At 55.7% G+C, this 19,344-nt stretch carries 18 protein-coding genes and 1 tRNA gene; 7 read left to right on the top strand and 12 right to left on the bottom strand.

Annotated features, from left to right (window positions below; all coding sequences use genetic code 11):
* The first annotated feature begins 39 nt into the window (after positions 1-39).
* The 3 genes from AACY26_RS13955 (at position 40) to AACY26_RS13945 (ending at position 6,283) form a co-directional block, all read left to right on the top strand.
* The gene (locus AACY26_RS13955) at positions 40-1,293 is read left to right on the top strand and encodes an efflux RND transporter periplasmic adaptor subunit (RefSeq protein ID WP_339515146.1); all 1,254 of its coding nucleotides are present in this window, start codon (positions 40-42) and stop codon (positions 1,291-1,293) included.
* A 24-nt stretch (positions 1,294-1,317) separates the two neighbouring features.
* Positions 1,318-4,491 (top strand): efflux RND transporter permease subunit, encoded by a 3,174-nt coding sequence (locus tag AACY26_RS13950; protein ID WP_339515007.1) that lies wholly within the window; start codon positions 1,318-1,320, stop codon positions 4,489-4,491.
* A 508-nt stretch (positions 4,492-4,999) separates the two neighbouring features.
* The gene (locus AACY26_RS13945) at positions 5,000-6,283 is read left to right on the top strand and encodes an arsenic transporter (RefSeq protein ID WP_339515005.1); all 1,284 of its coding nucleotides are present in this window, start codon (positions 5,000-5,002) and stop codon (positions 6,281-6,283) included.
* A gap of 25 nt (positions 6,284-6,308) precedes the next feature.
* Here AACY26_RS13945 and AACY26_RS13940 read toward each other — a convergent pair whose 3' ends face one another.
* From AACY26_RS13940 to AACY26_RS13930, 3 genes are all read right to left on the bottom strand, one after another.
* Entirely contained in the window at positions 6,309-7,028 is a 720-nt protein-coding gene (locus AACY26_RS13940; protein ID WP_339515003.1) for an anti-sigma factor, read from the bottom strand.
* Entirely contained in the window at positions 7,025-7,573 is a 549-nt protein-coding gene (locus AACY26_RS13935) for a sigma-70 family RNA polymerase sigma factor (RefSeq protein WP_339515001.1), read from the bottom strand. The genes AACY26_RS13940 and AACY26_RS13935 overlap by 4 nt, the downstream gene beginning before the upstream one ends.
* A 124-nt stretch (positions 7,574-7,697) precedes the next feature.
* Positions 7,698-8,240 carry a DUF3455 domain-containing protein gene (locus AACY26_RS13930; protein ID WP_339514999.1) on the bottom strand — a complete coding sequence of 181 codons (543 nt, stop codon included), beginning with the start codon at positions 8,238-8,240 and terminating at the stop codon, positions 7,698-7,700.
* A gap of 36 nt (positions 8,241-8,276) precedes the next feature.
* On the opposite strand from AACY26_RS13930, the gene AACY26_RS13925 reads away from it, so the two are divergent.
* On the top strand, positions 8,277-8,507 hold the full coding sequence (locus AACY26_RS13925; protein ID WP_339514997.1) for a hypothetical protein: 231 nt from the start codon (positions 8,277-8,279) through the stop codon (positions 8,505-8,507).
* A 28-nt stretch (positions 8,508-8,535) separates the two neighbouring features.
* Here the strand turns inward: AACY26_RS13925 and AACY26_RS13920 are convergent, their stop codons facing one another.
* From AACY26_RS13920 to AACY26_RS13900, 5 genes are all read right to left on the bottom strand, one after another.
* On the bottom strand, positions 8,536-9,084 hold the full coding sequence (locus AACY26_RS13920; protein WP_339514995.1) for an AAA family ATPase: 549 nt from the start codon (positions 9,082-9,084) through the stop codon (positions 8,536-8,538).
* Between the two features lie 113 nt (positions 9,085-9,197).
* Entirely contained in the window at positions 9,198-10,778 is a 1,581-nt protein-coding gene (locus AACY26_RS13915; RefSeq protein WP_339514993.1) for an ABC transporter permease, read from the bottom strand.
* A gap of 2 nt (positions 10,779-10,780) precedes the next feature.
* The gene (locus tag AACY26_RS13910; RefSeq protein WP_339514991.1) at positions 10,781-11,800 is read right to left on the bottom strand and encodes an extracellular solute-binding protein; all 1,020 of its coding nucleotides are present in this window, start codon (positions 11,798-11,800) and stop codon (positions 10,781-10,783) included.
* A gap of 164 nt (positions 11,801-11,964) precedes the next feature.
* The gene (locus AACY26_RS13905) at positions 11,965-12,522 is read right to left on the bottom strand and encodes a YdeI/OmpD-associated family protein (RefSeq protein ID WP_339514989.1); all 558 of its coding nucleotides are present in this window, start codon (positions 12,520-12,522) and stop codon (positions 11,965-11,967) included.
* A gap of 147 nt (positions 12,523-12,669) precedes the next feature.
* Positions 12,670-13,566, bottom strand: coding sequence for a TauD/TfdA dioxygenase family protein (locus AACY26_RS13900; RefSeq protein ID WP_339514987.1), 897 nt, complete (start codon positions 13,564-13,566; stop codon positions 12,670-12,672).
* A 142-nt stretch (positions 13,567-13,708) separates the two neighbouring features.
* Between AACY26_RS13900 and AACY26_RS13895 the strand changes: the two genes are divergently transcribed.
* From AACY26_RS13895 to umuC, 3 genes are all read left to right on the top strand, one after another.
* Positions 13,709-14,722: an AraC family transcriptional regulator gene (locus tag AACY26_RS13895; RefSeq protein WP_339514985.1), complete on the top strand. Its 1,014-nt coding sequence runs from the start codon at positions 13,709-13,711 to the stop codon at positions 14,720-14,722.
* A 145-nt stretch (positions 14,723-14,867) separates the two neighbouring features.
* Complete coding sequence (locus AACY26_RS13890; protein ID WP_339514983.1) at positions 14,868-15,299, top strand: LexA family protein; 432 nt, start codon at positions 14,868-14,870, stop codon at positions 15,297-15,299.
* Positions 15,286-16,569: a translesion error-prone DNA polymerase V subunit UmuC gene (umuC, locus tag AACY26_RS13885; RefSeq protein WP_339514981.1), complete on the top strand. Its 1,284-nt coding sequence runs from the start codon at positions 15,286-15,288 to the stop codon at positions 16,567-16,569. The genes AACY26_RS13890 and umuC overlap by 14 nt, the downstream gene beginning before the upstream one ends.
* A gap of 240 nt (positions 16,570-16,809) precedes the next feature.
* On the opposite strand, the gene AACY26_RS13880 is transcribed toward umuC, so the two are convergent.
* From AACY26_RS13880 to AACY26_RS13865, 4 genes are all read right to left on the bottom strand, one after another.
* A tRNA-Gly gene (locus tag AACY26_RS13880) sits at positions 16,810-16,883 on the bottom strand.
* A 141-nt stretch (positions 16,884-17,024) separates the two neighbouring features.
* Positions 17,025-17,900, bottom strand: a complete 876-nt coding sequence (locus AACY26_RS13875) for an alpha/beta fold hydrolase (protein WP_339514979.1) — start codon at positions 17,898-17,900, stop codon at positions 17,025-17,027.
* Between the two features lie 399 nt (positions 17,901-18,299).
* A complete protein-coding gene (locus tag AACY26_RS13870) occupies positions 18,300-18,992 on the bottom strand; it encodes a pseudouridine synthase (protein ID WP_339514977.1) in 693 nt (230 codons plus the stop codon).
* 4 nt (positions 18,993-18,996) lie between these two features.
* Positions 18,997-19,227 carry a cysteine-rich CWC family protein gene (locus tag AACY26_RS13865; protein ID WP_339514975.1) on the bottom strand — a complete coding sequence of 77 codons (231 nt, stop codon included), beginning with the start codon at positions 19,225-19,227 and terminating at the stop codon, positions 18,997-18,999.
* Between the last annotated feature and the right edge of the window lie 117 nt (positions 19,228-19,344).

Below are 19,344 nucleotides of genomic sequence, written 5' to 3'. Positions count from 1 at the left end.
GAGTTGGTTAGTGTGGAGGATGAGTCAGGCCAAGCGCCTATGACAATTTACCTCACAGCCGATGGCCAACCGCTGCAAGGCAACTCCATGGCGAGCGTAAAGATGCTGGTTAAGCGGCCCAATGGAGCAGTTTCGACTCTGGAGTTCAAGCCTGAAAATAACCGCTATGTCAGTTCGACAGGCATTGCCGAACCGCATTATTTCACGGCGCAGATAGAGGTCACGCTGGACGGCATTACGCGTTCATTCGAATTCAATAAGCAAGAAGGCAAGATCGAATTAACCGACGAACAACTCAAGGCCGGAGGCATCGAGTTGGTGACGGCTGCGCCGGGTGAGTTGAGCACCTCGATCTCACTGCCAGGAGAGATACGTTTTGACGAGAACCGCACTGCACACGTTGTCCCGCGTGTTGCTGGCGTGGTTGAGTCGGTTGCCGTAACCCTTGGGCAAAAGGTCAAGAAGGGCGAACTCTTGGCCGTGATCACCAGCCAACAGGTATCTGAGCAACGCAGCGAATTTGCTGCGGCGCAACGCCGGGCAGAACTGGCGCGTACCACCTACAAGCGCGAACGCCAGCTTTGGCAGGACAAGATTTCTGCTGAACAGGATTACCTGCAGGCCAAGCAGGATTTGCAAGAGGCCGAAATTCAGCTCAATAACGCGCGCCAGAAAGTCTCGGCCATTAGTGGTAGCGCCAGCACAAACGGCGGTAGCCGTTATGAGTTGCGTGCGCCGTTCGATGGCAGTGTGGTTGAAAAACACATAGTGCTGGGCGAGGTCGTCAGTGAAACCAGCAACACTTTTACCATTTCTGATCTGTCTGAGGTTTGGGCCACTTTCAATATATCGCCCAAAGACCTCAACCAGGTACAGGTCGGCAAGCGGGTCAAGATCAGTGCCCCGGAGTTGGGTACTCAGCTAAGCGGTGAGGTGTCATACGTGGGCAGCTTGTTGGGTGAGCAAACCCGCACGGCAACCGCGCGCGTCACGGTAAAAAATCCACAAGGCGCCTGGCGGCCGGGCTTGTTCGTCTCGGTCTTGTTGGCCACACAAACCCGCAATGTAGGGATCACTTTACCTGAACAGGCGATTCAAACGGTCGAGGAGCAGCCCGCTGTATTTGTCCGTGTAGATGGTGGCTTTATCGCTCAACCGATTGTGCTGGGCGCTCGCGACAGTGGCTACGTCGAGATAAGCGAAGGGCTGGCTGCAGGCGCCGAAGTCGCCAGTGTTGGCAGCTTCACGCTCAAGTCGGAACTGGGTAAGTCCTCAGCCCAGCACGCCCACTGATCCTTCATCGACGAGAAACCAATTATGTTTGAGCGCATTATTCAATTCGCTATAGAACAGCGCATCATCGTGCTGTTCGCGGTTCTGGCGATGGCCGGTGTGGGCATTGCAAGCTATCAAAAACTGCCGATCGATGCCGTTCCGGATATCACCAATGTGCAGGTGCAAATCAACACGGCGGCGGCGGGGTTCAGTCCGCTGGAAACCGAGCAGCGGATAACCTTTCCAATCGAAACGGCAATGGCTGGGTTGCCTGGACTCCAGCAAACCCGTTCGCTTTCGCGCTCGGGGCTGTCGCAGGTCACCGCTATTTTTGAAGATGGTACCGATTTGTTTTTTGCCCGGCAGTTGGTCAATGAGCGATTGCAGGTGGCTCGGGAACAATTGCCCGAAGGCACTGAAGCGGTATTGGGGCCTATATCCACCGGCCTGGGTGAGATTTTCCTGTGGACGGTCGAGGCCGAACCCGGCGCCTTGAAAGAAGATGGTACGGCGTATACCCCGACGGATCTGCGGGTAATCCAGGACTGGATTATCAAGCCCCAACTACGCAATGTGCCGGGTGTCGCGGAAATCAACACCATTGGTGGCTTTGCCAAGGAGTTTCAGATTGCACCGGACCCCAAGCGTCTGGCTGCCTATAAACTGACACTGACGGACCTGCTCAATGCGCTTGAAAGCAACAATGCTAACGTGGGGGCTGGCTATATCGAACGCAGCGGTGAGCAACTGCTTATTCGCGCACCAGGCCAGGTAGCGAGTACCGAGGATATCGCCAACATAGTCATTGCCAATGTCGATGGCACACCGATTCGCGTGAGTAATGTGGCTGATGTAGCTATCGGCCGTGAGCTGCGCACGGGGGCGGCAACCGAGAATGGTCGCGAAGTCGTGCTTGGCACCGTGTTCATGTTGATTGGCGAAAATAGCCGGAGTGTTTCCCAGGCGGTCGCAGCAAAGCTCAAGGATATCAACCGCTCGCTGCCCGAAGGCGTATCGGCAGTAACGGTCTATGACCGCACCAATCTGGTTGATAAAGCCATTGTCACGGTGAAAACTAACCTTGTCGAAGGCGCGATTCTGGTGATCGTGATCTTGTTCTTGTTCCTTGGCAATATCCGGGCTGCGTTGATTGTTGCTGCGGTTATTCCGCTGTCCATGCTGTTTACTTTTACCGGTATGTTCACCAATAAAGTCAGCGCAAACCTGATGAGTCTGGGGGCGCTCGACTTCGGCATTATCGTAGATGGCGCCGTGGTGATTGTGGAGAACGCCATCCGTCGCCTAGCCCATGCCCAACAGCATCATGGACGTATCTTGACTCGCTCTGAACGGCTGCATGAGGTCTTTGCTGCATCCAAAGAGGCACGTCGAGCACTGATTTTCGGGCAATTGATCATTATGGTCGTGTACTTGCCGATCTTCGCCTTGACCGGGGTCGAAGGGAAAATGTTTCATCCGATGGCCTTCACAGTCGTGATCGCTTTGCTGGGCGCGATGATTCTCTCGGTTACTTTTGTGCCAGCGGCAATCTCGCTGTTTATTACCGGTAAAGTTCAGGAGAAAGAGAATTTCATCATGCGGGGCGCCCGCCAGGCTTATGAGCCGGTTCTGGCTTGGGTCATGCGTCATCGCAATAAAGCATTTACCCTTGCCTTGGCTTCGATAGTGTTATCGGGCTTTGTCGCCAGTCGCATGGGCAGTGAGTTTGTGCCGAGCTTGAGTGAGGGTGACTTTGCGCTGCAAGCACTGCGGGTGCCCGGTACCAGTCTGACCCAATCGGTTGAAATGCAGCAGCGCCTGGAAAAGGTGATTGTCGATCGAGTACCAGAGGTGTTGCGAGTGTTTGGTCGTACCGGGACTGCGGAAATTGCCTCTGACCCCATGCCGCCGAATATCTCTGACAGCTATGTGATGCTCAAGCCCAAGTCCGAATGGCCAGATCCGGATAAGCCCCGTGAGCAGCTAATTGCCGAGTTGCAGCAAGCCAGCGCGATTGTTCCCGGCAGCAACTATGAGCTGTCACAACCGATCCAACTGCGCTTTAACGAGCTTATTTCAGGCGTGCGCAGTGACGTTGCAGTGAAGGTGTTTGGCGATGATATGGATGTACTGAACAAAACCGCGGCAGAAATTGCCGAATCCCTGGACAAGGTAGAGGGCGCTTCAGAGGTAAAGGTCGAACAGACCACTGGCTTACCGGTATTGACCATCAATATCGACCGCGATAAAGCCGCGCGCTACGGGCTGAATGTAGGTGATGTGCAAGAAACCATCGCAGTCGCTGTCGGGGGCCGCAAGGCCGGTACTCTGTTCGAGGGCGACCGTCGTTTCGATATGGTGGTGCGGTTATCCGATACCTTGCGCACTGATATTGAAGGTTTGTCTCGACTGCTGATCCCTGTACCTGCGACGAGCAGCAGTAGCAGTGATGCGATTGCATTTATCTCGCTCTCGGAAGTGGCCTCGCTGGATCTGGTGCTGGGGCCGAACCAGATCAGCCGTGAAAACGGCAAGCGGCTGGTCGTGGTCAGCGCCAACGTTCGTGGCCGTGATATAGGCTCCTTTGTTGAGGACGCCGCCAATCGAATCGACTCCGAAGTCACGATTCCGGCAGGTTATTGGACACTTTGGGGCGGCCAGTTTGAGCAATTGCAATCGGCGGCCAAGCGCTTGCAAATTGTGGTGCCTGTATCGCTGTTCTTGGTGTTGGGGCTGCTCTTTATGATGTTCAACAACCTTAAGGATGGCTTGTTGGTGTTTACCGGTATTCCCTTTGCGCTCACTGGCGGGGTAATGGCTTTGTGGTTGCGCGATATCCCGTTGTCGATTTCAGCCGGGGTGGGATTTATCGCACTTTCAGGGGTTGCGGTATTGAACGGCTTGGTGATGATTTCCTTTATTCGCAACCTGCGTGAAGAGGGCCTGCCGTTAGGGGTTGCAATCAACCAGGGCGCGATTACCCGCTTGCGGCCGGTGTTGATGACGGCACTGGTTGCGTCGCTTGGGTTCATTCCGATGGCCTTGGCAACTGGCACTGGGGCAGAAGTGCAGCGGCCTCTGGCGACTGTGGTTATCGGTGGGATCCTGTCTTCAACAGCACTGACCTTGCTGGTGCTGCCGGCGCTATATCAACTGGCACATAGGCGTGAGGAGGACTTGCCTGAGCTGGAGGATGATGCAACCGCCCCGGCCTAGGTTCCATCTGGCGAGGTTGTCGGTTTCGACAGCCTCACCGTTGCTTCAGCAGGGAAACGATGCCTGTTTCAGCTCCAAGCTGTTCGCCAGGTCGAGCTCTCGATCATCTGCAAGCTCATTGGCTTAGGCCGGTGCGGCAAGCATATGTAAATACTGGTTTTACCCACTTTGGGTTTTCTATATATTCGCCCTTTCCTATAAGAAGAAGGCCGCATTGCTGCACAGGCAACAGCGTTGTTGGAATGGCCAGCGAGGCTTGAACATACGTATTGTTGTCGATGTCTGCAGCAGAGCCCGCTAAATACTTCACGGCACCTGTCGCTGTTGCGAGTAAGTGGACGGCAAATGCGGGCAACAGCCTGTGTTCCGAACTTCAGTTTGGCTTCTCTTCAAACTTGCAACCAGCCAGCAATGCTTTGAGGGCAATACTTGCCGCCTGTGCAATGAAAAAACTTCCCGAAATCAGTCGATATGCGGCTGATCAATCCTTATCTAATCGAGTGCCTGCATGCTGATCGCGTTGTCGATATTCATCATTACCATCACCTTGGTTATCTGGCAGCCGAAGGGGCTTGGTGTCGGCTGGAGTGCGAGTTTTGGCGCCATTTTAGCTCTGCTCTTCGGGGTGATTGGCTTTGGCGATATTCCGACTGTCTGGCAGATTGTATGGAACGCTACCGGGGCGTTCATCGCGATAATCATCATCAGTTTATTGCTCGATGAAGCAGGGCTTTTCGAGTGGGCGGCGCTGCATGTGGCCAAGTGGGGAGGCGGTAGCAGTCGTCGACTCTATGCTTTTATTATTTTGTTGGGTGCTGTGGTTTCTGCGTTATTTGCCAACGATGGCGCGGCGCTGATTCTTACGCCAATCGTTATCGCCATGCTGCTGGCGCTGCGTTTTTCCCCGGCGGCAACCCTGGCGTTTGTCATGGGCGCAGGCTTTATTGCCGACACAGCCAGCCTACCGCTGGTGATATCGAATCTGGTGAACATTGTTACCGCTGACTATTTCGGTATCAGTTTCAGCGAGTATGCCTCGGTGATGGTGCCGGTCAATATGGTCAGTATCGCGGCCACGCTGGGCATGTTGATGTGGTTTTTCCGCAAGGATTTACCGGCGAGCTACAACCTTGCGGATATCAAGCCTCCCGTCGAGGCGATCCGTGATCGGGCGACCTTTATTGCTGGGTGGTGGGTGCTGGCGCTGCTGCTGATTGGCTTGTTTGTACTTGAGCCCTTAGGTGTACCGATCAGTGCGATCGCTGCGGTAGCGGCTTTTGTGCTCTATCTGATTGCGGCTCGCGGGCATGTGATCTCAACGCGTAAAGTGCTCAAGGAGGCACCGTGGCAAATCGTGGTGTTTTCCCTGGGTATGTATCTGGTGGTGTACGGCCTGAAGAACGCCGGGCTGACTGACCATATCGCGCAATTGCTCAATGTGTTTGCTGAATATGGTGTGTGGGGCGCAACTCTGGGGACGGGCGTGCTGACTGCATTGTTGTCGTCGCTGATGAATAACCTGCCGACCGTGCTGGTGGGGGCGTTATCCATCCATGCCGCCGATGTCAGCGGGGTGACTCAAAAGGCAATGATCTATGCCAATATCATTGGCTGTGACCTTGGGCCAAAGATCACGCCAATCGGCAGCCTTGCCACGCTGTTGTGGCTGCACGTCCTGGCGCGCAAGAACATGACGATTGGCTGGGGTTACTACTTTAAGACCGGCATCGTACTGACGGTGCCAATTTTGCTTATCACCCTTAGCGCCCTGGCCATACGCTTGAGTATTTGAGCGTAGGGCGCTGCGTAAAAGCTGCTTATATAACCTTCACCGCACGGCCAATAAATTGTATCGGTCCTGTTGGTTTACCCGTGGCTGAGCCATTGGGGTTTTCCAGGGTCAGCTCAAACAGTTGGTTGGGTGCCAGTGGCGGTAGCTTGTCGAGCGAGATTGACAGCTTTTGCCCAGGCTTGACCAAGCCCAAGGAAACCGGCGCTTGCCAATCCTCGCCTTTGGTCCAGAATTCGAGCGCCTTGTCGCGCGGCACCTCGGCAACACCTAGCGGTATCAACTGGATTTCCTGCCGGTTACTGGTTTGGATAACCCAACCCGGGGCTTTGTCTTGCGGAGCCACTAGCACCACTAGATAAGCTGTTTCGTTGAGGGGTGCACTGCGTAGCAGCAAGACAGCAGCCAGCACCAATGTTGCGGCGATACCGCTGGCGGCAAGGCCGCGCCACAGCGGCAACAGATTCCACCAAGATGTGGCAGCTGTTGATGAACCCTGCTGCTGGCTTGAATTAATGCTGCGCTGCACACGCCGCCACAGAAAAGGCGAGGGCGTTTGCGCATCAGCTTGCTCGGTCAGATCCAGTAAGCGTCTTTCCCAGCCATCGACCGCCGCACGCAGTTCAGGCTCGCTCGCCATGCGCTTGCGTACCTCATTGCGCTGCTGAGCCGACAAGGTGCCGAGCACATATTCGCTAGCCAGTTCGTCGATATTTTCTGGGCTGTTGCTGCCAGTTATCTTGCTCATCCCATGCACTCCCGCAACGCCAGCAGGCTGCGTTTGATCCAGGCTTTGACGGTGCCAAGCGGCGTGCCTAGTTTCTGGGCGATTTGCGCATGTGAGTAGCCGTCAACATAGGCATGCAGGATGCAATTGCGCCGTGCAGGTTCCAGTTGTTCAAGGCAGGTATAAATTCGCCCCGAACGTGCGCGATACTCAAATGTGTCAGCAATGCCAGGCGATGCCTGATCTACCAGTGATTCATCGTTGAGTTCACCGGCGATGGCATGGTTGGCATTGTCGCGGATGAAATTAAGTGCCAGATGGCGCGTCACGCTGAAGATCCAGCCACGGGCGGAACCTCTCGATGAGTCATAACTTTTGGCTCGCGCCCAGATTTTGATAAATGCGTCATGCACGATGTCTTCAGCCAGCGCATTATCGCCGACAATACGCTTGGCCACGCCCAGCAGGCGCGCGCTTTCCTGATCGTACAAAATGCGTAAAGCCTGCTGATCGCCTCGGGCGCAGTTAGCCAAGCAAGCTTCATAATCAAAGGTGGGTTCAGGCAAGGACAATAGCTTCAGACGCCATTAATTAGTAAATACCCCAGTCGCACGGACTGGGGTTTGATCTGATCAGATTAGACGACTTTGCAAAATGCGTAACCTGACCAGATCACTATTAGCGGAGTTCTTAGCTAGCAGACCAGAAAATATAGTCTGCTTGATATTTCACGATCTCCTTGCTGCCTTTGGTCTCGGCTGTGCACGCTTTGGCAGGGGCTACGCCACCTTTGATTGCGACACGCTGGATGTAGCTCACGCCGCTCATCGCCCCTTTGCCTTCAGCCGGATTGGCTTTGACTAACTGGTAAGGAATGTTGCCGTCGCCAGCAGGCGCCACTGCCAACTGGGTGCCGGTGACTTTCGAGCCGTCTTTGGCTTGCCAGGTCGCTGGTGGACCAAAATACTCGCCAACCTGTTTGCCACTGCGATCATTCAGGGCAGCCTTGGGACCGACAAATACCCACTCGGTTTCGCCTGCAGCACTGGCTTTGTCACGGCACTCATAAGTGATTTCGCCTACACCGACAGTTTCCATTGCAACTTTGTTGCCGTCAGGCACCTTGATGCTGTCGGGTAAATCCATCTGCGCATAGGCCGCAGGTACAGTGGCAAAAATACAGGCCGCTGCGAGGGTAGCACTGGCAAGGCTGAAAGTTTTTTTAGCGTTCATGCGAGTCTCTCCATAAGGCAAAAGGAGCAGCATTTAGTGGGCTGCTACTGGTACTACCCGGCAGAAAGACAATTGGATGCAGTGCAGGAAAAATATTTTTTCAAAGGCCAGGCGCTGGCGATAAGTGGAGATGTGTGTGAAGGGTTAAGAGCCATCCAGAAGGTTGCCGATCGCGCCAGGAATGATCAGAAGCAATCAGTCAATTTTGGGTTGGCTGCAGTGGTGGTTGGCATTGCGGTATTGATCGTCTGGATCCTAGTCCGCTAGCTTCTGATGGTTTGGCGAGCGCCTGCAGTCATGACTGCGCATGCGAGTTGAGCCTGTCTAAAATAAAACCTGCCCGCTCACCGACGGTTAGCAACGGGACTTCAATCAGTTCGTAGCCGAACTGCTGATAGACATTGACCATTGCGTTGTAGGTTTGCACCGCCTGGGCAAAGCTTTGTTTACGCTCAGCGTCATTTTCGTAGATACGCTTCCACGGTGGGAAGATAAAAACATGCCGGCTGTAGGTCATCGAGTTGGCCAGGTTTAACAAGGCAGCAGGCAGATCGAGCTGTTCAAGCAGCGAGTAACCGAGGCAATCGATAATGCCTCGGTCGAAAAACACCGGTTCGGCAAGGTTTTGCTGCTGGTTGTAGCTGGCAATTTCAGCGCGGACCATTTCATCCCTGAACGCTGTTTTATTTTTCCACGGCAGAGCATCTCCCCCGTGCGCTTGCTGCTGACGAATCACCATCCGGCCAACTTCGTCCTTGCATCTGTGGCCAAGGGCTTTCATCTGCTCAATAACGGCGGTTTTTCCTGAGCCAGGGCCACCGGTGAAAAGGATAAAATTATTCAACTGTCGAGCTCCGTGAATGAGCCTTGGGTCGGGAAGGAGTTGAGTTCTGCAAAGGGGCTGCTTGTTGTGCGTGGAAAATCCAGGGGGCTAGCCGGTGGCCAAGCCCCCTGGTTTCAACGTGCCTTGTGGCGATAAGCCCTTGTGGTCAGCAGATAAACCGGTAGACCAGACACCAGTACGATCAACGCGGCATAGGGGGCCGCACCGGCGTACTCCAGGTTGCCGGTATGGGACCAGACCTTTGTTGCCAAGGTCTCCAGACCGGTTGGGCCGAGGATCAAGGTGGCAGTCAGTTCCTTCATGCAGTCGAGAAAAACCAGCACGAAGCCAGCGCCGATGGCCGGCGAGATGATCGGCAGGGTCACCCGGAGAAAGGTCGCAATGGGCGTATGCCCCAGCGTGCGTGCAGCTTCTTCCAGTTGTGGCGAGGCTTTTTCCAGGGCCACGCGAATCGGCCCTTGAGCCATCGGCATAAACAACAGCGCATAGGCAATCAGCAGCAGGATACTGGTTTGATACAGCACTGGCATGTAGCCAAGGGCAAAGAACACAAAGGATAAAGCGATCACCAGCCCCGGCAATGCGTGGAGCAAGTAGGGCAAACGATCGGCGAGTGTAGCCATGCGCCCGTAGTAGCGCACCACCACCAGGCACACTGGCAACGCCAGCAGGCAACTTAGCAAGGCACCGCCGAAGGAGTAGGACAGCGACGCCCACAGTGTTTGCATAATCTCGGCGACCGGAAAGCTGGCCGAACTGCCCTCGATTATCCAAAAAGCCAACATGGTCAGCGGTGTACCACAACCGATAATGACCAACACCAGCAGCATCAACTGCGCTGGCACCTGCCAGCGGCCCAGGCGCACCGGCGCCGCGCTGCGGGCGACACCTTGACCGGTGCGTGCATAACCACGACCGCGCAGGCGAAACTCGCCCCACAGAAGTATCATGCACAGCGCTAGCAGTAGTGCAGAAAGCATGGCCGCGTTGTTGCCATTAAATTCCAACTCGAACTGTTGATAGATAGCGGTGGTGAAGGTTTGATAACGCATGATCGACGGTGCGCCGAACTCAACCAGCATGTGTATCGCAACCAGCAAGCTGGTGGCCATCAGCACTGGGCGCAGCAGCGGCAGCGTGACCTGCCAGAACACCTGGCGACGGTTGAGCCCGAGCATGCGTGCCGATTCTTCAAGGGCGGGATCGAGGCTGCGCAATGTCGCCACCACGGGCAGGTAAATCAGCGGGTACTTCGACAGCACCATCACCAATACAGTCCCGCCCAAGCCTTCGAATATTGGGCTCATCGATACCCAGGTAAAGCCACTGACGAACGACGGAATGGCGAACGGCAGGCACAGCAGCACGTTCCAGTGCCGACGCCAGCGCAGGTCGCTGCGTTCGACCAGCCAAGCCAGCCCCAGCCCGATCACCGCGCAGCCAATAGTCACCAAGACCATCAACTTCATGGTATTGGCCAGCAAGCCGAAGACAAACGGCCGCCAGAGCAGCGCAAAGGCTTCAGCAAAGCCGGTTTCTGCGGCGCGGGCGACTACGAAGAACAACGGCAGGGCCGCTACCAGCAGCAAAGCCAGTACCGGGAGCTGCAGCCAGATCGGCGGCGACTTGCGCCGCCGCGTGGTTTGGCCTGCCGTTGGTAACGACAGGTCAGGGGTTACCGCTTGGGGTTGCATGATCAGTTCATTCCGACTTCGCGTTGCAGTTCCAGTGCATCCTCAGCCAGTCCAATTTGCGCTGCGGTGATCGCTGGCGGCTTGAGTTGGTCGTATGGCTTGAGCAGCGGGTCAGCCTGAACGTTGGGGTTAACCGGGTACTCGGCGGATTTGCTCAAAATGGCTTTTTGCCCTTCATCACTGATCATGAACGCCAGGAACGCCTGAGCTTCTTTCGGATGCTTGCTGGCCTTGATTACAGCGGCACCAGAAACACTGGACAGACCACCCGCATCGCCATCGGCGAAGTAGTGCAGCTTGGACTTGAGCTCGCCTTTTTCTTTCTTCAGCGCGGTCCAGTAGTAGCTGTTGACCAAGGCTGCCCCGATTTCTCCATTCTCCACCGCCTTCATGGCGACGACGTTGTTGGTGTAGGTGGAGCCGAACGCCTTGAGGCCGGTCAGCCACTCTTCAGCCGCCTCACGACCATTGATGCTGATGACCGCGGCGGTCTGGCCAAGGAATTCACCGCTGCTGGGGACAAAGGCGATCTTGCCGGCCCACTCCGGATCGGCCACTTCCAGCACACTGCTTGGCAGTTCGGCTTCAGTGATCAGGTCCGGGTTGTAGGCCAGCACGCGTACACGCGAGGTGATGCCAAGCCAGTTGCCGTTGTCGTCGGAGAATTTTGGATCAATCTGCTTCAGCGTACTTGGGTCCACCTTGGCCAGCAGGCCTTGGCTGCCCAGCTTGATTAGCGGCGGTGCTTCTTCGGTGTAAATGATGTCCGCCGGGGAGCGCTCGCCTTCTTCGGCGATCTGGTTCGCCAGCTGGCCGCCACCGCCTTTGCGGATCAGGACCTTAATCCCGGTCTTTTCCTCGAACGCCTTGGCCACGGCTTTGCCAGTGGCTTCATGCTGGCCGTTATAGAGCGTCAGGGTTACCGGATCATCGGCGTACACGGCACTGGCGAACAGCATGCCGCTGGACAGAACCCCGGCGCCGATTACACGCGTCAACCCGGTTACTCGATGTACGGACATAAGCCTCTTTCCTTTGACACAAAAAGTTACCGAAGGATTATACAGGCCAATTGATGATGATTCTCAAAAACTCTCGACGCACGGCTAGAGATAGGCGCAGCCCAGTCCCTTGAATGCAAGGATCGGTTCGATACGTTGAGCGAGTGTGCGGGGAGCGGCAGCTGTTAATCCTGATCGGCAGCACGCGGTGCGCTGAATACCTTGCTGTAGTAGCCCGAAGGATCAAAACAACAAACTCGTTTCTTGCCCGATGACAGCATGTCGCAGGCATCAATGATCCGCTTGCTGCGCGTCTTTGCTTGTTTGGCCGATGTAATCCAATGGATCCAGTCAAGCCGGGCGATTGTAGTGGTGTCTTGCCAAGTGGCCAGCGCCTCGGCTCGTGCTTGCAAGGCCTGATTCAGGTCCGGCGGGATTTGCGGCTCAGGCTCTTGCTCAACAGCAATCAGGGTAAAAGTAACAACGTCGCCAATACTTGCACCCGCCTTCTTTAGCAGTTGCTCATTGATTTTCAGCCAGTGGCTTTTTTGCCCATCGGGTTCAAGTAGCATCTGGAAGTATTGGTCGTTGATCTGGCCCTCTACCGTTACCCGGCCACGTCTCGGCAGTTTTTCGCTTGCTGCTTTGGGCAGAACCACAAATGCCCAGGCATCGCCGTCGCCTGGTTCGGCAGGGCGCAATAACTGTGCGTCGAATTGTGATCTTGAGCTTTTTTGCGTCATTGCTTGAGCGGCTATGCATCACGGATAAAGGGGGGCGACCGAGTGTAACGTCCCCTGTATTTCTAACCCGAACAGTTATAGATCGGAAACTTCAGCTCAGCAAATGACTGCCCCGATCCGGAGCAGGCATCCGCAGATTGCAGGAGATCAGCGGCTAGGCACTTCACCGACCACTGTGGTGCGGAACATTTCGCGGCGCATGCCGTGGTAGTCGGCCACTGGCATATGCCAAGTGCTGCGGTTGTCCCAGATCGCCAATGTGCCCTGGCGCCAGCGCATGCGACAGGTAAAGGCCTCGGTGGTCGCCAGCTTGAACAGATAGTCCAGCAGCGGTCGCGCTTCGTCGGGGCGCAAGCCCTTGATGCCCGAGGTGTAGGCCGGGTTGATAAACAGCACCTTTTGCCCGGTTTCCGGATGCGTGGTCACCAGCGGGTGGCTACGTACCTCGCTTGAGGTGTCGCTGCCGTAGCGGATGGCCATGTTTTCCAGCAAAGCGTTGTGCCGGGCATTGACCCCATAGGCCATTTCCGGGCTGTGCACCGCATCGAGGCTGGCGAGTAGTTTCTTCATGCCCGGCGACAGCCATTCGTAGGCCAGCGCCAGGTTGGCATAGCATGTATCGCCGCCGTAGGGCGGGATGTCATGACCGTAAAGCAAGGTGAATGCGGGCGGACGCTCCTGAAAGGTCCAGTCGGTATGCCAGGCACCGCCGAACACGAAAGGCGTTTTCTCGGTTGCTTCCTTGACCACGTGCACCACATGCGGATGGTCATCCATGCAGGTCACGTAGGGTTCGCGACCGAATTCGCCGAAATGTTGGGTGACGCGCTCCAGGTCACTCACGCTCAGGGACTGGTCGCGGATAAAGACGACCTTATGGGCAAGCAGGGCCTGGCGCAGTTCGGCGAAGCCTTCGTCGCTCAGGCTGGTCAGGTCGAGTTCTTCAATATCTGCGCCTATGGCGCCGGTGCTTGGGGTGGCGCGAAAGTGCTGGTAGCTGGCGGCGCGGTTATGGCTGGGCAGGCTGTAAATAAATTCGCTCATGGCTCGCACTCATTATTATTGGAGTGCTTACAGAATGCAGGGCGAGTGCTAGGCTCAGCCATGATAAAAACTGCCAAAAAATGATAATCACTGCCATGGCGATACAGGCTCTGGGAGCTTGCCCGATGCAAGGATTCTGCTGATGGACTGGCGTCAGACTCGTCCGCTCACCGGCGTACGTTATCTATTGGAAACCGCTCAGGCCGTCGGCATCGACGCTCCTACTTGCCTGATCGGCAGCGCCATTAGCAGCGCCACGCTGCAACAACGTAATGCTCAGATCGAGGCCTGGCAGGAGCTGGCGGTTATCCGCAACCTGATCGAGCATGCCGGTCGGCCGGGGTTGGGTTTTGTCGCAGGGCAGCGCTATCACTTGACCTCCTTGGGCCTGCTGGGCTTCACCATGCTTGCCAGTCGTACACTTGGCGAGGCATTTGCCACCTTCAGCCGTTTCCAGTTGTTGGCATTGACCCTGTGCCCTGCCCACACCGAGCCAGATCGGCGCGGCATGTGGCTGCTGTTTGATGCCAGCGTACTGCCGCAGGATGCCCGCGTCTTTGTTATCGAGCGGGGGCTGTCTGCTTGCCTGGGTGTGGCTGGCGAACTGCTGCAACGGCCGGTTGAACCTCTGGCGGTGGAGATGATGAGCTGCGCGCCGGCAGACCTGAGCGCCCTGCAGCGCGACTTTCCTTATCCGCTGCGTTTTGATGCCAGGCGCAATGGCATTCTGTTTTCCCATGCCGATCTGAAGTTCAAGCTGCCGCAGGCACACATCAGCGCCCACAGCGAGGGCGAGCAACTGTGCGAGCGCCTGTGCTTGGACATTTCCCACCGCCTGGCCAAGGCCATGACCGCGCGGCTGGTGCAGCAGGTGTTGATTGGTGATTCGGCCCGTTTGCTAAGCAGCCGTGCGGTGGCCGAGCGCCTTGGGCTGTCCGAGCGTACCCTGCATCGGCGTTTGGCGAGTGAGGGGCATTCCTTTCAGCAGCTCAACGAGCAGATCAAGCAACGTCTGGCTGAACGCCTGCTCAGCGACTCACGCCTGGATCTCAACAGCATTGCTCAGCGCTTGGGTTACGCCGAGGCGGCTAGTTTCTCCCGCGCCTTCAGCCGCTGGACAGGTTGCCCGCCGGGGCAGTGGAAGCGCCAGGTGTGATCGCAGGGTTCCGGCGCAAGTACGACGCAAACGTCAGTCGCGCTGGCTTTAGAGCGGTTTTTATTTCCGTTGGTCGGTGACTGGCTTTTTATGGTTAGCGTGGTTGTGCTTTACTGTATTTATATACAGTATTTGGGTTTGCAGTATGAGCATTGAATTTCTGGGCCACCTCGCTTTTGACGGTGTTCTTTACCCGTACTTCGCCTTTCGGGTGCCTGCTGGCTTTCCTAGCCCTGCGCAGGATCACCTGGAGCAGGATATCTCACTGGATGAGTTGTTTAACCTGCGGGCGCCTCACACCTACTTGGTAAAGGTAGCGGGTGACAGCATGGTGCTTGCCGGTATTGAAGATGGCGACCTGCTGATTGTTGATCGGTCGCGTGAGGCTAAACATGGGTCAATTGTCGTCGCTGCTTTGAACAATGAGCCTCTGGTGAAGCGCTTCTGCCGTGAGGGCAAATTAGTGGTGCTGCGCTCAGAAAATACGAAGTATTTGCCGCGCTACATCATGGAAAACGACGAGTTGAGCCTGTGGGGCGTGGTGCGTTTCAGTGTGCGCTGCCATGACATCGCCTGAACCGATTTTTGCGCTGATCGACTGCAATAGCTTTTACGCAAGCTGTGAGCGGGTATTCAGGCCTGACTTACAGCGCACTCCGATTGTGGTTCTGTCGAATAACGATGGCTGCGTAATCGCCCGCTCGGCGGATGCAAAACCATTTATCAAGATGGGTGAGCCGTACTTTCAAATCAAAGCCAAGTTGCGGCAACACGGCATCGTCGCATTCAGCAGCAACTATGCGCTGTATGGCGATATGAGCCAGCGAGTGATGACTGTGATCGAATCGCTGGTACCAGCGCTCGAGGTGTATTCGATTGATGAAGCCTTTGCCGATCTGACGGGTATCCCGAATGCTCAGGTCGAAACGCTAGGTCGGGAGCTGCGCGCGCAGGTCTTGCGCAGCACCGGAATACCAACGGGCGTAGGCATCGCCGGGACAAAGACTCTAGCAAAGCTGGCCAATCACGCAGCTAAACGATGGTTGCGTCAATCAGGCGGGGTAATGGACATCCGTGACCCTGACCGGCGCGACAAATTACTCAAGGTTATTGATGTGAGCGAGGTCTGGGGTGTTGGGCGTCGCATGACAGAGCATCTAAACCGTATGAATATCCATACTGCGTGGGACTTGGCGCAGTCTGATGCCTGGGCATTGCGTAAGCAGTTCAGCGTGGTCATCGAGAAGACCGCCCGTGAGCTGCGCGGCTTGCCCTGCCTTGAACTTGAACAAATGGCGCCGCCTAAGCAGGAAATATGCTGTTCGCGGATGTTTGGCAATCGATTACACGACATCGCGCTTATTCGCGAAGCCGTTGCCACATATGCAGCACAGGCGTGCGAGAGGTTGAGGGCTCAGGGTTCTTTGTGCAAAAAAGTGAGGGTGAGTATCCGCACGGGCATGTTCAATCCGGATGAGCCAAAGTTTGCGCGCGGCGTGATTTGTGAACTGCCTTACCCGACTGACGATACCCGACAAATCACCAAGGCCGCAGTAGACGGGCTTGGCGAGGCGTTCAAGGAAGGTTATGCATTCAGCAAGGCAGAGGTGTTGCTTCTGGATCTGCGGCAACGCGGCGAGTTCACGGACGATATGTTTGCAATCACCCAGCCAGCTGCATCAGAGAAGGTGATGCATGTGATGGACTCGATCAACGCCAAGTGGGGGAAGGGCACCATGCGACCCGCTGGTGTGCCAGTAACCCCCGCCTGGGGCATGCGCCGTGAACTGATGAGCCCGGGTTATACGACGCGACTTGATCAGCTGTGGACGGTCTACGCCAAGTAGGCCCTGATTGCCAACAAGCCAAACGGATGACCTATTCGAGCCAGCCATGGCCAGTTTTTAGATCGCGCTGGAGCACTTACAGGAGAGGTGTGTGGTTGTGTTGTTTTCAGGTGTGGCAGGTTTTCGATAATCAGTTGCTTATTCATTAAGCAGGTGCATGCATAGGTTTGACTGATGCATGCTGACTGTAACCGCAGCTTATTGAGTGTCGCTTGGCTAAGCTGGAAGCCTTGTAAAATCTGGAGCGGGCGGCGGGAATCGAACCCGCGTGATCAGCTTGGGAAGCTGGAGTAATACCATTATACGACGCCCGCTTTTGCGGGTGACTTTGTACCAGATGTTCAGGGGAAATTGAAGCGCTAGCGATCGCTATTTCTCTGATTCACCGACAGACAGCCCCTGATAAAGCCAGAACATCACTTTTCAGGGGCTGCCTTGGTACTTGCTTTCATCGGTTAAACCGCGATGGCTTGTGGCTGGACATGGTAGCGAATGTGGCGCTGCGCAGTGTGTTGCAGAAAGTTCAGCAGCAGGGCCTTGCTCTGCTGGCACGCGCTTTTGTGTTCCATGTCGAGGAAGTGCCCGGCATCTTCGATGGTCGCGAACTGGCAGTCTTCGAGGTAGTCAGCGAATACACGCACGTCTTGTCCGGTGGTGTATTCATCTTTCTCACCGTTGACGAACAGCAGCGGGACGTTGATACGCGCCAAGTACTCCATCTGGCAGTGAGCCTCCATACGCACGACTTGGTTGATATGCGCGTGCATTTGCAGGTACTCGTGCTCGTCAAGGCGGCTGATGTGACGGTAGTTGTAGCGCTTGAACAGCGAGGGCAAATGCTTGCCGATGGTGTCATTGACCAAGTGGCCGACACCATCGCGATCAACAGCCTTGAGGTAGATCAGGCCTTTTTCCAGGTAGTCGAGCATTGGCTCGTTGAGCAGCGGCGAGAAGGAGCTGATCACCGCTTTCTCGATACGCTCAGGACGTTTGGCCAGCGCCAGCATTGCGGCGACACCCCCCCAGGAAAACGACATCAGGTAGTTGGCTTCAAAGTGTTCAATCAGCTCAAGCAAGATGTTGGCTTCATCTTCTTTGCTGATCGGCTGAAGGTTGCTGTTATGCGCTTTTGATTGCCCGGCATAGGGCTGATCGTAGAGCACCACGTTGAACTGTGGCTGCAGATACTTGATCGTTTGCGCGAATGAGGAGGTGGTTGCCAGTGAGCCGTTGACCAGAATGATGGTCTTGCGGGCCATTGGGTTGGCATGGAACTCCGTGTGTACCTTGAACGTCCTGTGAATATCGACGACAGCTGTAATTGGCTTCATGTCGTTTCCTCTTGGCGCAATCCAAACCATGGCTTACGCAGCTGCGTAAACCGAACTAGAGCAGGGCAATAGGTAAACGCCTGGACGTGACAAAGCGATGTCAGACGTGGATTTTATTGGATTATTTTTGATCAATCGGTAAGGGCTGAAATAGAGCGACCGCTCCGCAGCCTGGGAGGCTGTGGAGGGTGTCTTGTAACCAGGCAGGAACCCAATTTGCGCAGAGCGCAAGAAACCAAAAGAGCGCTTAGATGGTGTTTGTGACTGTCCAGTCACTTTTCACCTTGTGATTGGATTTAAGCAGCCGCTTGCGGTGCTGACAAGCATTTATTAAGGCGATTGCCTGCCGTTTATCGGTGGTTGATCAATTGTCGCTCGTTGATGTGCCGCAACGTCGGATTAAACGCTGGCGATTTCATCGGGTGTGAGTGCGCGATATTGACCCGGTGCGAGTTGTGGGTCGAGTTCTATTGCTCCAACGCGCTCGCGGTGCAGGCCGATGACTCTGTTCTGAAAGTGGCCGAACATGCGCTTGACCTGATGATAGCGGCCTTCATGCAACCACAGCCGCGCGTTGTAGGTGGCCAGGATTTCAAGCCTGGCGGGCAGGGTGGTGAGGTCTTCGAACTTGAAGTACAGGCCCGCTGCAAAGGTGTCTGCGTAATGCGCCTCGATGGGCTGTTCAGTTGAGACCCAATAAACCTTGGCTTGCTTGCTGGTCGGCTGGGTCACGCGGCGCGACCATTGCCCGTCATTGGTTATTAACAACAGGCCGCTGGTGTTGAGGTCGAGGCGACCTGCCAGGTGCAACTCGTGCTTGTCCGGTTCATTGAGCAAGTCGATGACGGTTTGATGCGCTGGATGTTCAGTCGCGCTGACCACGCCGATCGGTTTGTTAAGCATGAAATAGCGTGCTGGCTTGCCTGCCTGGACGACTTGATTATCCAGTTCGACCCGATTGAAAACCGTGATATCGCAGCGCGACTCCCGGCAGCACAGACCATCAACCTGCACCCGGCCATTGGCGATAAGCTGACGCACGTCCTGCCGGTTCAGGTTCGGCAAGTTGCTGAGTAGCCGGTCGAGACGCATTGGCTTACCGCTCGGGTCTGCTGACTGCGGGCGGCTCACCTTCAGTGGCTGCAAGACCTTTAGCGCAGCGCGGGCAAATGCAACTGCGATCAATACCGGCTGGAATCTTTTCTAATACCTCGGGTGAGATCTTTTCAGCAAAGCACCAGCAGCTTGTAACCGGCGCAGTCACAGTTGCCTGAGCGCATTGGTTGGGCTGGCCACACAGGGGGCAAGTGTTCGCGGAAGTGTGCATGGCTTAATATCAACAGCGAGTGAGTGACCAGAATGGCAGCAGTATAAAGCGCTTCTGCTGCCTGTAGCGCAAAACCATGCTGCGCACAGCGTTTTGCCCATCCGCTGCACGTGATTG

The organism is Pseudomonas sp. RL_15y_Pfl2_60, assembly GCF_963970595.1.
Lineage (GTDB): Bacteria > Pseudomonadota > Gammaproteobacteria > Pseudomonadales > Pseudomonadaceae > Aquipseudomonas.
This window is presented reverse-complemented; position numbering and strand designations above follow the sequence as displayed.

Excerpts from the sequence above, each read along its gene's own strand:
- umuC (WP_339514981.1), top strand. The coding sequence starts at position 15,286 with ATGACATCGCCTGAACCGATTTTTGCGCTGATCGACTGCAATAGCTTT.
- AACY26_RS13905 (WP_339514989.1), bottom strand. The coding sequence starts at position 12,522 with ATGACGCAAAAAAGCTCAAGATCACAATTCGACGCACAGTTATTGCGC.
- AACY26_RS13870 (WP_339514977.1), bottom strand. The coding sequence starts at position 18,992 with ATGCGTCTCGACCGGCTACTCAGCAACTTGCCGAACCTGAACCGGCAG.
- AACY26_RS13900 (WP_339514987.1), bottom strand. The coding sequence starts at position 13,566 with ATGAGCGAATTTATTTACAGCCTGCCCAGCCATAACCGCGCCGCCAGC.
- AACY26_RS13940 (WP_339515003.1), bottom strand. The coding sequence starts at position 7,028 with ATGAGCAAGATAACTGGCAGCAACAGCCCAGAAAATATCGACGAACTG.
- AACY26_RS13955 (WP_339515146.1), top strand. The coding sequence starts at position 40 with ATGACAATTTACCTCACAGCCGATGGCCAACCGCTGCAAGGCAACTCC.
- AACY26_RS13895 (WP_339514985.1), top strand. The coding sequence starts at position 13,709 with ATGGACTGGCGTCAGACTCGTCCGCTCACCGGCGTACGTTATCTATTG.
- AACY26_RS13930 (WP_339514999.1), bottom strand. The coding sequence starts at position 8,240 with ATGAACGCTAAAAAAACTTTCAGCCTTGCCAGTGCTACCCTCGCAGCG.
- AACY26_RS13865 (WP_339514975.1), bottom strand. The coding sequence starts at position 19,227 with ATGCACACTTCCGCGAACACTTGCCCCCTGTGTGGCCAGCCCAACCAA.
- AACY26_RS13915 (WP_339514993.1), bottom strand. The coding sequence starts at position 10,778 with ATGCAACCCCAAGCGGTAACCCCTGACCTGTCGTTACCAACGGCAGGC.
- AACY26_RS13875 (WP_339514979.1), bottom strand. The coding sequence starts at position 17,900 with ATGAAGCCAATTACAGCTGTCGTCGATATTCACAGGACGTTCAAGGTA.
- AACY26_RS13890 (WP_339514983.1), top strand. The coding sequence starts at position 14,868 with ATGAGCATTGAATTTCTGGGCCACCTCGCTTTTGACGGTGTTCTTTAC.
- AACY26_RS13950 (WP_339515007.1), top strand. The coding sequence starts at position 1,318 with ATGTTTGAGCGCATTATTCAATTCGCTATAGAACAGCGCATCATCGTG.
- AACY26_RS13910 (WP_339514991.1), bottom strand. The coding sequence starts at position 11,800 with ATGTCCGTACATCGAGTAACCGGGTTGACGCGTGTAATCGGCGCCGGG.
- AACY26_RS13945 (WP_339515005.1), top strand. The coding sequence starts at position 5,000 with ATGCTGATCGCGTTGTCGATATTCATCATTACCATCACCTTGGTTATC.